Origin of the sequence: Siminovitchia sp. FSL W7-1587 (genome assembly GCF_037963795.1) — a bacterium.
Classification (GTDB): Bacteria; Bacillota; Bacilli; order Bacillales; family Bacillaceae_C; genus Siminovitchia; species Siminovitchia thermophila.
In genome coordinates this window covers 1643138-1657155 of sequence record NZ_CP150169.1, presented here as the reverse complement: position 1 = coordinate 1657155, position 14018 = coordinate 1643138, and the positions used below count along the sequence as shown (strand labels likewise).

Sequence of the window (14018 nt, the reverse complement as noted above, 5' to 3'; positions counted from 1 at the left end):
CGCTTACGTACTTCACTTCGGCCTGTTTGCATACAATCTGCTACGGATCATTGGTCAGGAAAGCTTGAAAGCCGACGATGCCCCATTAAGAAAAAACGTGAAAAGGCGTCGTATACGAACAGTTATTCAAAATATGATTACTTTGGCCTCGAAGCTTGTCTATCACAGTAGGCAGTGGAAGTTAAAAATTCACAGGCATCATCGCTGGCTTCCGGTATTTGAAAGGATCTATTATGCTTTTTATTGAACTTCCACTACGCTTTTTATTGAACTTCATCGTTAAAAAGAATAGCTTTTTTAAAAAAGCCTAATCCCAAGGCTTATTTAAGCATGCCTTCAAAAGGGAGGCAAAAAAGCTGAAAACAAATGAAGTGACCTGTTTTTCGTTTTCGTATTCATGTTATTACAAAAGAAACACTCATAAGCGTGGACAGTACCGGTTTTCTATTGTTTTAACAATCTATACCACGGATTCAGGTTATCTTATAATTCTTATTTAAATTTCGGATATTATATTTTATTTTCAAAATTGATAGAACAATTGAAATAAATGAGAATATAATAATCCCTAAAGGATTAAAATTTAAGTAACCAAAGATTCCACCTATAATGAAAATAAAGGGAAATGATAAGATGTACATACTTTTTTTTAGTGAAATAATTAAATCATTATAATCCCAACGAAACATAGATATAAATGAGCTAAAGCGGAAAGCTAACCAATTATTTTTAAAGATATCCAAAATCATATAAATTGCAAATCCCCAGATAATAAATCTAGTCCAAAAATTAGAAACAAGAAATAAAGCAGTTATAAATAGTACCATTAACTGAAAAAAAGTAAGTATACTGCTTTTATCTCTTAGAAAAGTTTTAATAAAAGCATCTGTTAATATACTAGGAACTGTTCTTTGTTTAAAAATAAGTTTAGAGCTTTTTAAAATCCAAGGTCTGTATGTACCTTGACTATTTAATAACTTTGTATGGCCACCTTGCCAAAGTACGAGCCTAATCCATTTATTTCTAATAATTTCATCCAGGCTAACTAATTTTGTAAACTTCACTCCTGAAAAGAGGATCTTTTTAGAAAATATAATTGTGAATATTATATAGATGCTTATTACTGATATCATAATATAAAAAGAGCTTAAAAAGTAATCCCATAAAATAAAATAAAGAGTTAGTGAAAGAATGTAAAAGAGTATATAAAATAAAAAAGATTCACCGTAAATTTTTATTTTTTTCCTAATAATCAAAAACAAAACATTTGAAGATAAGTAGTAAAAATAGAAATATATAATAAATTGAATGGTTAAATGAAATTTATTAACTAAAATAGGTAGTAAAATTATAAAAATAATGATTGAGGTAAGGAATGTTACAAATAATGAATAAATTAGTCCATATAATGTAATCTTTTTGAGAAGCTTTATGTTTTGTATTAAAAACAATTGATCAGTAGAATATATAAAAATTTTAATGTCGTTTAGAAAGAAAGTAAGAAAGGTAATTATTAATAGTTTATTAAAAGTTAGAGTTTGAAGGACATAAGGCAATTCACTCCACCATTCCATATAAAAAGCAATACCAATAACTAAACCAGGAATAATTATGTAAAGAGCGATAGTCCAATCAACTATTACTCTATATACTTTATATAGATTTAATAAATCTAATTTCAGTCTTTGCAAAAATAATTGATAAGAGTTACTCATTATTGCTTTCACCTTCTAATAAATAATTGAAACAATCAAGTAATGATGAATCTTTTGATTGGCCGGATAGATTACGAACTTTACTCAAAGTCCCCTCACATAAGATTTGACCATTTGATAAAAGAATGAATCTATCACATAGTTTTTCTGCTGTATCTAGGACATGTGTAGACATCAGTATTGAAGCTCCTCGATTTTTTTCAAGTATAAGAAGTGAAATTAGATTTTTTGTTGCTATCGGATCAAGACCAATAAATGGTTCGTCAATTATATAAATATCAGACTGTGTCATGAAGCTTAATACGATAAGTGTTTTTTGTTTCATCCCCTTTGAAAAATTCACAGGAAATGCATCTTTTTTATCATCTAGTTTAAATAATTGCAGTAACTCGTTTGCTTTCGGAATCCAAACACAATCTTTTAATTGATACGAGGATGAAGCAAGTGATAAATGCTCCCATAACGTAAGATTTTCATAAATAATAGGTTCTTCGGGGATATAAGAAAAGCGCAAATTTGTTTGAATTTCAATAGTACCATCAAATTCATTGATAGTACCTATAATTGATTTAATAGTTGTACTTTTTCCAGCACCGTTTGCTCCAATTAAACCAACAATTTCACCTTTATTAATTTTAAACTTTATATTTTTTAAATATATATTTTTTTTATCGTATCCTGCAGAGTTTATATTAACAGTTAACATATTAATAAAATCACCTCACGATTTTAATAAATATATCCTTAATCCGTGACTAATTTTATCTAAAATGCATCCAAAAGCTGGTGAAATCAGGTATAATACCCAAAAAAGAAGAATTTAGTAAATTCACCAAACGGGTGATATTTCTATGAAAAAGTTTATTATTGAAACTACAGATGAACGAATTACAGCGCATACCGGTTTAGCCATTGTTGGCGACCTTTTACATTACACCAATCTTTCGCAGCGATTAAATAATACGAAACTGGATAAAACGGAAAACCCTTCAATTTCTAACGGAGATGTCGCTTCTTCCTATATCGGCTTACTCTGCCAGGGCAAGAGTGATTTTGATGATATCGAGGATTTCCGGGAAGATGAATTTTTCCGTTACGCCCTGAATATCGACAACGTCCCTTCAAGCCCCACTCTTCGCCAACGGCTGGACCAGGCTGCCTTGTCGGACGATTGGAAAGAGATCTTGCTGGAAGAGTCAGCAGACCTTGTCCAGCGTTTAAATACATCCATTTCGCCTGTCTATGCGAACGATACGCCATATGTCCCTTTAGATGTGGATGTCTCTCCCTTTGACAACTCCAATACCAGGAAAGAAGGAGTGGAAAGAACGTATAAGGGCTGTGACGGCTATGCCCCCATACTTGCCTATCTGGGACAAGAAGGGTATTGTGTCAATGTAGAGTTGCGTGAAGGCAATGTTCATTCACAAAATGGCACCCCGGAATTTCTTCAAAAGACGATTGAACTTGCAAGACAAATGACAGATCAACCGCTGCTTGTCCGGATGGATTCGGGGTGTGACAGTGCTGACAATATGAAAGTTTGCTTCCAGAACGAAGTAGACTTTATCATCAAGCGAAACCCGCGAAAAGAAACTGCAGAAGACTGGCTGGCCATCGCCCAGGCCGAGGGAACCTGCCGTGAAGTGCGCCCGGGAAAAAAAGTATATACGGGCTACTCTATTTCCACCATTAAAGGTAAGAGCTGATGAGGCCGATATATCGTTGGGTCAAAAAACGATCATTTTGCTACAGGGAAGAGCAGCTTCATGCCATTTTTTATATTGCCTTAAAAGCAATTTTAAAGGAGAAGGTTGGGGCTGTCTAAAAAGTCCAATTTAGAGCAAATGCACTAAAATATAAAACCCAAGAATGTTGATTTTACGGAAACTTGGGTTTTGTTTTTTAGTTTTCAAGCTGCGATGTTACTTTTTGGACGGCCTCTTTTTACAGCTTTTAGGAACGAGCGAAAGGCTTGTTTGTACTTTAGGTGATCGATGTCTTTTTCAGATTCTCTTCAATTAAAAGGTCATCAAAAGATTTTCTTGATTCAATTTGTGGAGGTGCTTGGAACCCACATTAAAGGTAATATCCCATAACTAATTTACTTTATATTTTGCCGTACACAACTTTATAATGTTCCTCGTCCTTTTGTAATGTAAATCCGAGCCAGCCCTCCTTCAGTAATGTTTGTTGTTCTTTGATCTTATTTATTGGAAGAGCCGTGGTATCAGTCCAATTTTCGCAGGTGTTCTCATGTAGTTTTTTTACAAGTACATAGCGTAGCCGTCCTTGATATTTTTCTTTTAAGGCAGCAATCACCATGCCCTGTGCTAGTTTGTCTTTCAAACTGGGAATGTTCGAGGGCATGACCGTACAGCAGACGTATTTAAATGAGTGATCAAGAGCCGACAGTTCGTTCATGATCAGCTGGGCCAGTTTTTGCTGCAAGCGGTTACCGCGATAGTCAGGGTGAACGTTGGATATTTCTTGATAAATAACAGTTGGCAATTCTTCTTCTTTCAATCCGACATCAAGCCCCAAATGTTCTGCGTCATCGCTTGGAGGAATCAAAAGGGCGCGGAAAGCAATCAGCCTGTCGTCGGCGAAAGCACCAATGATCATCCCCTTGCCATCCATAATGTATTGATATTCATCATAAGAAAGCGGCTGCAATATATCCTGGTTGTCAAGTGTTTGCACAACCAATTCTTGAAGTTGCAATATATGCTCTATATCGTTCATAGTCAGGTGACGGACTTTATATTGCTTATTATTTGTAGCCATTACCCCTTTATAAAAATAAGCCACCATGTACTCGCTCCTTTTATTATGTAATCACATCTTGAAACTTTGTTACTCTTTGCAGAGTTTGTTCGTCTATATCAACACCTAAGCCGGGGTGTTCTAGTAAGATGCCATGGGATTTTGTCCTATTATGACCTGGGCAAAGGTCTGCTTTAACAGTTGGTATGTACTTTCAAACGTTTCACCTGTTACGAATTCATCTGGAACCGCTTCACCAAAACCCGAAATTCCTTGGTCAGGCTTCAATCTTAATGATGATGGAAGGCATTTCATGATAAGTATTGTAACTGACAGTAAAAGGTTGATCAAGCGGTAAATGAATGGCGTAGAGGTGAATGGATGTAATCTTCCATATAGTTCGTTCCTTTCGCAAACTATTCAGACAGTTCATTTGTGATCATAAAATATTGCGGATATATGGAAGGAGCCTTATTCTGACCGCTTGTACTTCTAAACTACTTTTTGCAAGATTAGCTATTGACTCCGTTTATATTAACTACAATACTTTTTTATCTAGATTGTTCATCATCTATATATTACAGCTTATAATATGGTATTAATACCTGTTATGTCAAGGGGGTCTATCATATGAAGCTTTTATTGTCTCATTGTTAATGGAGTGATCATGCAGTAGAGGCGGCTGCTATAGAAATGAGAAGAAACTATATTACAAGCTATGGAGTAGGGGAGAGCTTGTCTTCAGTGAATCCAGACTGAACACTAGACGGTGAACACGATCATACTAAAGTACGGGGAACAAATAATGTGTATCTCCATCACTTCCGTTAAGCACACCCTAATTCCAACCAAAAAAAAGCCGGCCCACTCACGGACCGGCGTTGTTCATATTCACAATGTAATCTTTAAGGGACCCGCGGCTTTTACTCTGACCATTATGGCGTTGCCTGGGAGGTAGGCAAGCGGGAAATCTTCGAGTTGGATGATGTCCACCTTGGCGGGATCAGCCCCGGCTTGAATGGCTTCCAGGATGGCTTCCTTCCTTGCTTCTTCAATGACCGTTTTATAGTCTTGATTTTCGAGTGAGTAGATTCTTTCTACGGTCCCGCTAATATCGCCAAGGGCAGCGCCGATGGCGTTAGCGACACTGGCGTGGGCCGGGCGGATGACACGGCTTGCTCCTTTGAGTGTTTTAGGCATAAGTGCTGCTCCGCCGCCTACCAAAACGACCGGGAGGTCTTCTGCGCTCGTTTTCATCCGGTCGATGGCATCTTCGACCATGCGAACGAAGTCTTTATAAATCAATTCGCAGGGAACATCATCAACTCTTGATGCATCTGTTCCCTCGATTTCCATTTGGCCGGTGCCAATTGCCACATCTGTTGCTGTTAGTTCATCACCGCCGAAGACGATTGCTTTTTCCGGCAATTGATATCCAACGCTTTCCGGTCCGATTTTCCACGAGCCTTCCTTCAAATACACCCGTGTACCGCCGCCAAAGCCGATAGAGTATATGTCTGGCATGCGATAATTAGTCCGGACTCCGCCCACTTCTACCGCTAGTGAAGTTTGGCGGGGAAAGCTGTTTGCGAGCACACCAATATCTGTCGTGGTACCGCCGATATCTACTACGATTGCATCATCTTCTTTTGATAAATGGGCCGCTCCGCGGATGGAGTTGGTCGGGCCGCAAGCGATCGTGTAGATTGGATATTTTTGTGCGTAGCTGTTTGTCATCAATGTGCCATCATTTTGTCCCAGATAAATATGGGCATCAATTCCTTCGTCTTTTAAAGCTCGTTCGAAATCTGTGGACACGCGGCTGATGACAGTCATCAAAGCGGCGTTTAAAACGGTCGCATTTTCGCGTTCAATTAATCCGATCGAGCCAATTTCGCTTGATAACGAAATGGGGATTCCGGGCAGTTCTTTTTCAAAAAAAGCCGCGGCCTCTTTTTCTTGATCACTTAGTACAGGAGAGAAGACGCCGGAAATCGCGATCGAATCGACTTTGCCCCGGAAGCGGTCCGCCGCGACTTTTAGCTCTTCCGCATCCAGGTTTGAGATAGGGGAGCCGTTATATTCATATCCCCCATGGATCAAGACGGTTTCCGCCTGTACTTTTTCCACTAAATCTGGTGGCCAATCCAGCAGGGGCGGGACGGTTGTCCCGCTTGGCAAACAAAGACGGACAATACCGACTTTGTTCAGTGATTTTCGTTCCACAATCGCGTTTGTGCAATGAGTCGTTCCAAGCGTGGCGATTTGTATTTTTTTTACATTCACGTTCGTTTCTGCCAACAGCTTTTTGATCGTTTTTTGGATTCCCGTAAATACATCTTTTGTTGTAGGGGATTTTGTGCTGCCAAGCACTTGATTGTCATTATCCAACAGGACGCCGTCCGTGTTCGTTCCTCCTACATCAATTCCCAATCTGATCATTTGTCCAATCGCTCCTTTACTAATGTTTCGAGCGGAATATAGTCATATGGATATTTGAAATATCTTGGTCCAGCCGTTTCGATTCCCATGTCAGTCCGCCACTTTTCGTGCGCGGGGAAGGCGGTGATGACAACGCGCGCGCCATATTTGAGCCCCTCGGTTGTGATAGGCATTCCGGTTTCTTCATCAAGGACGGCGATCAAGTCCGGCGTCATGGCAACCGGCTTGCCGTTCACCTCTGCCAGCAGGTGCTCGTTTTGGAAAAATAATGTCGCGGACTTGTCTTGAAAGTTGTCGAGTCCTTCAAAATGGGCTTCGCCTCTTGTAAATCCGCCTTCAATCTTTCTTTTAATGAGGGCGGCTTTTCCTTTAAACAGAATGTGGCCATTCAAAAGCCGGGTGATTTGTGAGATGGGATGCTCCGCCGACTCTCTTTTTCCCCGTAAAAGGCCACCCACATTTTTGGCAAGCGTCAAAGTTCCGGGAATGACGCTTTCTTTCGCCTGTTTTCCGGTTATTCCATAGTCGCAGACAATCGAAGAGCCGCCCATGGAGATGGTGACGTTACGGGAGATTTTTTCACTCCAATAGCCGTCGGCCGGTTCGATCGTCACAACGTTTCCTTGTTCATCCCCCACTGTGACGAGTTCAGGTTTGAGACCGTCTAAATGGAATGTCACCATTTGCGCTTCGGGAAAAGCGCGGCCCATCGCATCTCCATCCAGGATGGGAATATTGTTCATGGCGGCCACCGCCACAGGGATGAGGGAATTGACGCCGCCTATTTCAATCGGCATGACGACGTCGGTCTTTTTGCCGCTTGCTTTTTCAAAAGCTTTTAATGGAGCGGCCAGTTGCTCGAAGGATGGAATTTTTTCGACAAGAACGCTTGGCGAGCCCATTCCGGAAGCCGGCAGTATCCATTGATCATCCTTCAGTTCATCAACAGTGATCACTTCAACGGGACCGTATTGTTGTATGGCGGATAAAGCCATCATTTTTCCGATATAGGGGTCACCGCCGCCGCCTGTTCCGAGCACGGTTGCGCCGACGGCAATACATTCAATATCTTCTTCCGTTAACCATTTCATTTAAAAACGCTCCTTTTTATAAAAAATCAGAATGAAAATCAACTGGAAGATAAATGCGGTCAAAAAGCTGTCCAAAGAAGGAATGGTTGTTAAAGTAAACAGCGCCAATCCAATCGGGCCTTCCATTGTCAGCCAGCTGATCAAAGTTCCGAGCGCCCAGGCCAAAAGCGGCAACAGCTTAAAGCGTTTATCGTTTTCTTCCCGGAACAACCGCATGCCCCCGATATAATAGGATGCTGTATAAACACCGCCGATGGGGGTGATAAACATCGTCATAATCGTTAAAAAGTCGATAAAGTGATCATAAATACCTAGGACGGCAAGTAGTGTGCCGACAATTCCGGCGATCAGGGTGAGTGTCACTTTGCTCGTTTTGGTAAAAATAACCGAAAGGCTCAATCCAGATGAATAGGCGTTGCTCGTATTCGTTGTCCATTGGGCCAGAATCAGCACTAAAATGCCCGGAATACCGAGGCCGACTGTAATCATTATCGTTGTTAAGCTGCTTTCATCCATAATGCGAGACAAAATCATTGCGATAATGATCATAAAACTGTTTCCAAAGAAAAATCCGAAAAAGGATGCCAGGACGGCATCTTTTTTTGTTCGAGCCCATCTTGAAATGTCCGGTGAAATCGTCGCCCCGACAACAAAAATGCTGATGACGAGCGAGATGGCCATCCCAAACGTAAATGTGTTTTCTACAGGGGCGTTCAGTTCGCTCGCGCCAAATTGCCGAATGGCCAGCCCCACTGCCGCCAAGACAAGGATGAGTAGCAGTGGAACGGACCATGAGCTTAATTTTTCAATCGCTTTATAGCCGATCACCGCGGTTGTCATCATTAATACTCCGCCGATTGCAGCCAACAACGGGACAGGAGCTTTTAATCCGAGCGCACCTTCAATGGCGGCATACGCATTCTCGGCAAAGAATCCGGCTTGGACACCGAACCAGCCCAGTAAGGAAATCGCCATAAATAAGGACACAAGCTTTGCTCCCGAAATGCCGAATGTAAATCTGGAAATCATTGATGTGGATAATCCGGTTACCGCTCCGACGTAGGCGCAAAAAGCGGCTAAGATGCCTAAAATGGCAGAACCGATCAAGACCGCCCACAAAGCGTCTTGAAAGGCCATGCCTTTTCCGAGTTCCGCCCCGAACAGCATCGCGGATAAGTCGATGCCAACCGCGATCCAAACGAGGCTGATGGAAAACCATGCTTTCCTCTCGCTCATCGGAACGGCTTCTCTGGCGTAATCATTTTTCATTTTCATATCCTCCCAGCAAAATCCTCATGATGTAAAGAGCTTCTTCTATTTGATGTTGCAGTTGTTTTTGATCGTACAGATTTATTTCCCAAAAAACCCCATCCATGATTACGACAAATTGTTTGATGAGCCTTGTCGCCTGATATTCAGTTATAGACGGGATGTCCCGTGTAATCAGCGTCAATAAAGAGTTAATCAACCAGTCGTCAAACTGTTGGATATGCTCCTGAAGATACTCATGGATTTCCGGCGGCGGTGCGGTGACAAGAGAAATGTAGGCATTCGTTTCCTCGTTATTCTCTTGGTGATAGGCGACCGCTCCTTTGATAAGCGCTTCAAAAATGTCAAAAATCGGCCGATCATGCACTTTTTGAAGAATTGACTGCATTTCTATGAAATGATCTTTTAATAGCTTTTGAAAAGCCGCCAAAAACAGCGCTTCTTTATTTTTGTAAAAAAAATAAATCGATGCTGGTTTTATGCCGACTTCTTTGGCAATATTCCGCATCGTGGCACCGTGGTAATTGAATTTGGAATATTCGCGAATGGCAGCTTGCAAAATCTTGTCTTTTGTCAAAAAATTCCACACCACCTAACAAGTGTTAGGTTAATGATAATGGAGCTTTTGGCGAAAATCAATAGGATAATAGAGGATGCCGGATAAGTGCTTGTTTCTTAGACAGGCAGTTTTAGGCAATCGCGAACGGCTTTTCTTTATGCCCCACAAACTTCTTGTTTCTAACTATCATCCGAATCCAGTATTTTTTCCTTGAAGGTTTTATTGAGTGGATCTTATTGGATTGAAGGTTTTATTGAATGGAAAATCTTATTGAAATCTCTATTTTACGTATCATCTGAAGGGAGATAGATTGAGGGCACATCATGACAAAAGGTTCATTTTTGTCATATCTCTTGTTTTTTTATTCTAAATTTGTATAATATTAAGTAAATCTAATAGCAATAACTGGGGGTGCCCAATGAGTTGGGCTGAGAGGAGAAACACGATGAAGTTTCTTGACCCTTTGGACCTGATCTGGTTAATGCCAGCGTAGGGAAGTTAGTCGGCAGTTTTGGGATACAGTATATGCAAGCCGGGTCCAGTCTTTCTTTGTGGACCCGGCTTTTTAATGTATCTGCCTCCAAGCTGTGTATTCAGATCTCGTCCTTTCAATTATTTTGTAGAGGAGAGATTTTTTTATGTCCATGTCATTCACAAATGAAAAAAATGGTACAGTCATGTTTCAATTTCCAGGAAGCAAAAAAGTGTATGTAGAGGGGTCAAGGCCTGATATCAGGGTTCCCATGCGGGAAATTATGTTGAGTGAGACGAAAACGGAGGCCAAAGTGGAAGCGAATTCTCCTGTTCGAGTATATGATACAAGCGGTCCATATACGGATCCTGATGTTAACGTAGACATTGCCAAAGGCTTGCTTCCGCTTAGAAGCAAGTGGATTCAAGAACGAGGGGATGTAGAAGAATATGAAGGCCGGGAAATGAAACCGGAAGACAATGGCTTTAAATCCAATCATGACCCGCGTGCCGATCGTCATATTTTTCCCGGGTTAAAGCGTAAACCACTCCGCGCCAAAAAAGGCGCAAACGTTACCCAGCTGCATTACGCCAAAAAAGGGATTGTTACACCTGAAATGGAATTTATTGCAATTCGTGAGAATATGAAACCAGAATTTGTCCGGGATGAAGTGGCAAGCGGCAGGGCGATCATTCCTGCAAACATTAATCACCCAGAGGCTGAGCCCATGATTATTGGGAGAAACTTTCATGTGAAAATCAATGCGAATATTGGGAATTCCGCGGTAACGTCCTCCATCGAGGAAGAAGTCGAGAAAATGACTTGGGCAACACGCTGGGGCGCTGATACAATCATGGATCTATCAACAGGGAAAAATATCCATACAACCCGTGAATGGATTATTAGAAACTCTCCGGTTCCGATTGGGACAGTTCCCATTTACCAGGCCTTGGAAAAGGTAAATGGAGTTGCGGAGGATCTTACATGGGAAGTATATCGCGATACTTTGCTGGAGCAGGCGGAGCAGGGGGTCGATTATTTTACCATTCATGCCGGCGTTCTGTTGCGATATGTTCCTTTGACAGCCAATCGTGTTACAGGAATCGTCTCCCGGGGCGGGTCTATTATGGCCCAATGGTGTCTGTATCACCATAAAGAAAACTTTCTTTATACTCATTTTGAAGAAATATGTGACATCATGAAGACTTATGATATCGCCTTTTCGTTAGGGGATGGCTTGCGTCCGGGGTCGATTGCGGATGCAAATGATCAAGCGCAGTTTGCGGAGTTGGAGACGCTTGGTGAACTGACGAAAATAGCCTGGAAGCATGATGTCCAAGTGATGGTGGAAGGGCCGGGGCATGTGCCGATGCATCTTATTAAAGAAAATATGGACAGGCAAATGGAAGCCTGCCAAGAAGCTCCCTTTTACACGCTAGGACCACTGACAACCGATATTGCTCCTGGGTATGATCACATTACCTCCGCTATTGGCGCTGCAATGATTGGCTGGTATGGAACCTCCATGCTTTGCTATGTCACCCCAAAAGAACATTTGGGACTTCCGAATAAAGATGATGTTCGGGAAGGGGTCATCACTTATAAAATCGCCGCACATGCGGCAGATTTGGCGAAAGGCCATCCGGGTGCGCAGATGAGAGATGACGCACTTTCCAAAGCCCGATTCGAATTTCGCTGGGAAGACCAATTCAACTTATCATTGGATCCGGAACGGGCAATGGAATATCATGACGAGACTCTTCCGGCTGATGCGGCCAAAACAGCGCATTTCTGCTCCATGTGCGGACCCAAATTTTGCAGCATGAGAATTTCTCATGACATTCGTAAATATGCGGAAAAAAACAACTTAAACACGCAGGAAGCATTTGAAAAAGGAATGCAGGAAAAAGCGGCTGAATTCCAAAAAGCCGGAAGCAGTATATACCAATAATTTTCTCTGGAGGTTTTCCGTATGAATGTACAAAAAATAAGAGAGGAAATTAAGCAGTTGGAAAGGAAAATAGAGGTATTGCAGGTACGGTTAAATGAAATCCAACAAGCCTGCGACCATCATTTTATTGGCGATGCATATTATGAAACCTGCAGCAAATGCAATAAGGTGAATGTATTATATTATTAATGGTTCACTACTAAAAGCCCCCGAAAGGAAACTGATATGCTCCCCTAAAGGTAGACAGATAAAAAATAAAAATCTGTTTTCCTTAAGGGGAGTTTTTTTCTAAAAAAGCGATTTGCGACCCCGCTTCCGAAAATATGCCTGCTTAAGGATCGCCCGGGAAATAGGGTGCTTACATCCATGGTGGGATTGCCAAGTGCTATCCCGTCCTTATCGGTTATTTTGGTAAAAGTCGTATCAGAGGTTATTCTGTTCAACAATCAAGCTGTGGCTAAGCCTTCCGTCGGTAAGTCAAAGGGTGTTTCCTTTAGATGAACCGGGCCGCTGGCCAAACAAATGATGATCGCCAAAGCTGGCGAAGCGGGAGTTGATCCCGCTAAATCGGGAACGGCGATATCGAAGACGGTCCCCTCGCCTATTTTCCGGAAGTCCATCCGCGTCCGGGTAGAGCTGCGGTGGGAGATGGAGAGAAAGAAAGCTCTCGTGAAGGGGCTTTTTATTGATGTTCTACATACGATATTCCCAAAAGATGTTGGAGGGATTTATCGTGGCGAAATGGATTGATGTTTCAACGACGAAACACCAGCTCAAGCTTTTTGACGGAAACAAGTTGATAAAGACGTACCCGATTGCTGTCGGCAAGATGTTAACGCCAACACCATACGGAAACTTTGCGGTCATCAACAAACAGCGGAATCCCGGAGGTCCTTTTGGTGTTATGTGGATCGGGTTATCAAAGCCCCATTACGGAATTCATGGGACAAATAACCCTTCTTCCATTGGCAAAAACGTTTCACATGGCTGTATTAGAATGCATAATCGTGATGTGCTGGATCTTGCCCGCCGAATTCCGATTGGGACGCGGGTTGTGATTCATAGGTAGGGGCCGGATTTTTTTTTGCCGCAGGATATTTTCTTTTTGCAAGGAGTGGGCTATTCTTAAAAAGAGACTACTCGAAATGCCGTTTTAAAAGTAAGATGCGGTATTTAGGAGTCATTTACAATAAAATTGTCTGTTTCAAAAAAGTTGCGAAGCTTTGTCCCTTTGGATAGGGCTGTTTTTATACCTAAAAAAGAGGAGCAGGATAATGAATATAAGAAACGTGAAATCTTCAGATTACAAGATCATTATTTCTGTGTTAAATGAGTGGTGGAATGGTCGTACGATGACGGATATGCTGCCCAAACTATTCTTTGATCATTTTCAAGACACTAGTTATATCATTGAAGAAAAGGGGGAAATAATCGGGTTTCTGATTGGATTATTATCGCAATCACGCAAGAAAGAAGCCTATATCCATTTTGTTGGCATACATCCCCATTACCGCCAACACGGTATCGGGCGCAAACTTTATCAAACCTTCTTTGATCATGTAAAGAAAAAAGCGGTTAAAACAGTTCGCTGTGTCACATCTCCAGTGAATCAAAGCTCTATCGCTTACCATACGAAAATGGGTTTTGTCATTGAAAAAGGAGATAAACAGGTGGATGGCATTGATGTACATAGTGATTATGATGGTGTTGAACAAGATAGAGTGTTGTTTGTTAAGGCGCTATAACTATCATT

Annotated in this window: 13 protein-coding genes, 2 pseudogenes and 1 riboswitch; of the genes and pseudogenes, 7 read left to right on the top strand and 8 right to left on the bottom strand. The window is 41.4% G+C overall.

The window, feature by feature from the left end:
* Positions 1-7: 7 nt before the first annotated feature.
* A pseudogene (locus NST31_RS07770) lies at positions 8-247 on the top strand (IS1380 family transposase); the annotation flags it as partial.
* 226 nt (positions 248-473) lie between these two features.
* Here the strand turns inward: NST31_RS07770 and NST31_RS07765 are convergent.
* Complete coding sequence (locus NST31_RS07765) at positions 474-1715, bottom strand: ABC transporter permease (RefSeq protein ID WP_339164851.1); 1242 nt, start codon at positions 1713-1715, stop codon at positions 474-476.
* The gene (locus NST31_RS07760) at positions 1708-2421 is read right to left on the bottom strand and encodes an ABC transporter ATP-binding protein (RefSeq protein ID WP_339164849.1); all 714 of its coding nucleotides are present in this window, start codon (positions 2419-2421) and stop codon (positions 1708-1710) included. The genes NST31_RS07765 and NST31_RS07760 overlap by 8 nt, the downstream gene beginning before the upstream one ends.
* Before the next feature lie 145 nt (positions 2422-2566).
* Here NST31_RS07760 and NST31_RS07755 point away from each other — a divergent pair, with 145 nt between their 5' ends.
* On the top strand, positions 2567-3424 hold the full coding sequence (locus tag NST31_RS07755; RefSeq protein WP_339164847.1) for an IS1380 family transposase: 858 nt from the start codon (positions 2567-2569) through the stop codon (positions 3422-3424).
* A 400-nt stretch (positions 3425-3824) separates the two neighbouring features.
* Here the strand turns inward: NST31_RS07755 and NST31_RS07750 are convergent, their stop codons facing one another.
* From NST31_RS07750 to NST31_RS07725, 6 genes and pseudogenes are all read right to left on the bottom strand, one after another.
* Positions 3825-4526, bottom strand: a complete 702-nt coding sequence (locus NST31_RS07750) for a GNAT family N-acetyltransferase (protein WP_339165500.1) — start codon at positions 4524-4526, stop codon at positions 3825-3827.
* Between the two features lie 108 nt (positions 4527-4634).
* Positions 4635-4914: pseudogene (locus NST31_RS07745) on the bottom strand (hypothetical protein); the annotation flags it as partial.
* Between the two features lie 458 nt (positions 4915-5372).
* Entirely contained in the window at positions 5373-6923 is a 1551-nt protein-coding gene (locus NST31_RS07740; RefSeq protein ID WP_339164845.1) for a hydantoinase/oxoprolinase family protein, read from the bottom strand.
* Positions 6920-8014 carry a DUF917 domain-containing protein gene (locus NST31_RS07735; protein ID WP_339164843.1) on the bottom strand — a complete coding sequence of 365 codons (1095 nt, stop codon included), beginning with the start codon at positions 8012-8014 and terminating at the stop codon, positions 6920-6922. The genes NST31_RS07740 and NST31_RS07735 overlap by 4 nt, the downstream gene beginning before the upstream one ends.
* On the bottom strand, positions 8015-9283 hold the full coding sequence (locus tag NST31_RS07730) for a cytosine permease (RefSeq protein ID WP_339164842.1): 1269 nt from the start codon (positions 9281-9283) through the stop codon (positions 8015-8017).
* Positions 9273-9860, bottom strand: coding sequence for a TetR/AcrR family transcriptional regulator (locus NST31_RS07725; protein ID WP_339164841.1), 588 nt, complete (start codon positions 9858-9860; stop codon positions 9273-9275). Before NST31_RS07725 ends, NST31_RS07730 begins: the two co-directional genes overlap by 11 nt.
* Positions 9861-10239: 379 nt before the next feature.
* Positions 10240-10355: riboswitch (TPP riboswitch) on the top strand.
* A 125-nt stretch (positions 10356-10480) separates the two neighbouring features.
* On the opposite strand from NST31_RS07725, the gene thiC reads away from it, so the two are divergent.
* From thiC to NST31_RS07700, 5 genes are all read left to right on the top strand, one after another.
* The gene (gene thiC, locus NST31_RS07720; RefSeq protein WP_339164839.1) at positions 10481-12265 is read left to right on the top strand and encodes a phosphomethylpyrimidine synthase ThiC; all 1785 of its coding nucleotides are present in this window, start codon (positions 10481-10483) and stop codon (positions 12263-12265) included.
* 21 nt (positions 12266-12286) lie between these two features.
* On the top strand, positions 12287-12454 hold the full coding sequence (locus tag NST31_RS07715; RefSeq protein ID WP_339164837.1) for a serine protease: 168 nt from the start codon (positions 12287-12289) through the stop codon (positions 12452-12454).
* Between the two features lie 333 nt (positions 12455-12787).
* Entirely contained in the window at positions 12788-13015 is a 228-nt protein-coding gene (locus NST31_RS07710; protein ID WP_339164836.1) for a hypothetical protein, read from the top strand.
* The gene (locus tag NST31_RS07705) at positions 12999-13334 is read left to right on the top strand and encodes a L,D-transpeptidase (protein ID WP_077111455.1); all 336 of its coding nucleotides are present in this window, start codon (positions 12999-13001) and stop codon (positions 13332-13334) included. Before NST31_RS07710 ends, NST31_RS07705 begins: the two co-directional genes overlap by 17 nt.
* A gap of 205 nt (positions 13335-13539) precedes the next feature.
* On the top strand, positions 13540-14010 hold the full coding sequence (locus tag NST31_RS07700) for a GNAT family N-acetyltransferase (protein WP_339164835.1): 471 nt from the start codon (positions 13540-13542) through the stop codon (positions 14008-14010).
* The last annotated feature ends 8 nt before the right edge of the window (positions 14011-14018 follow it).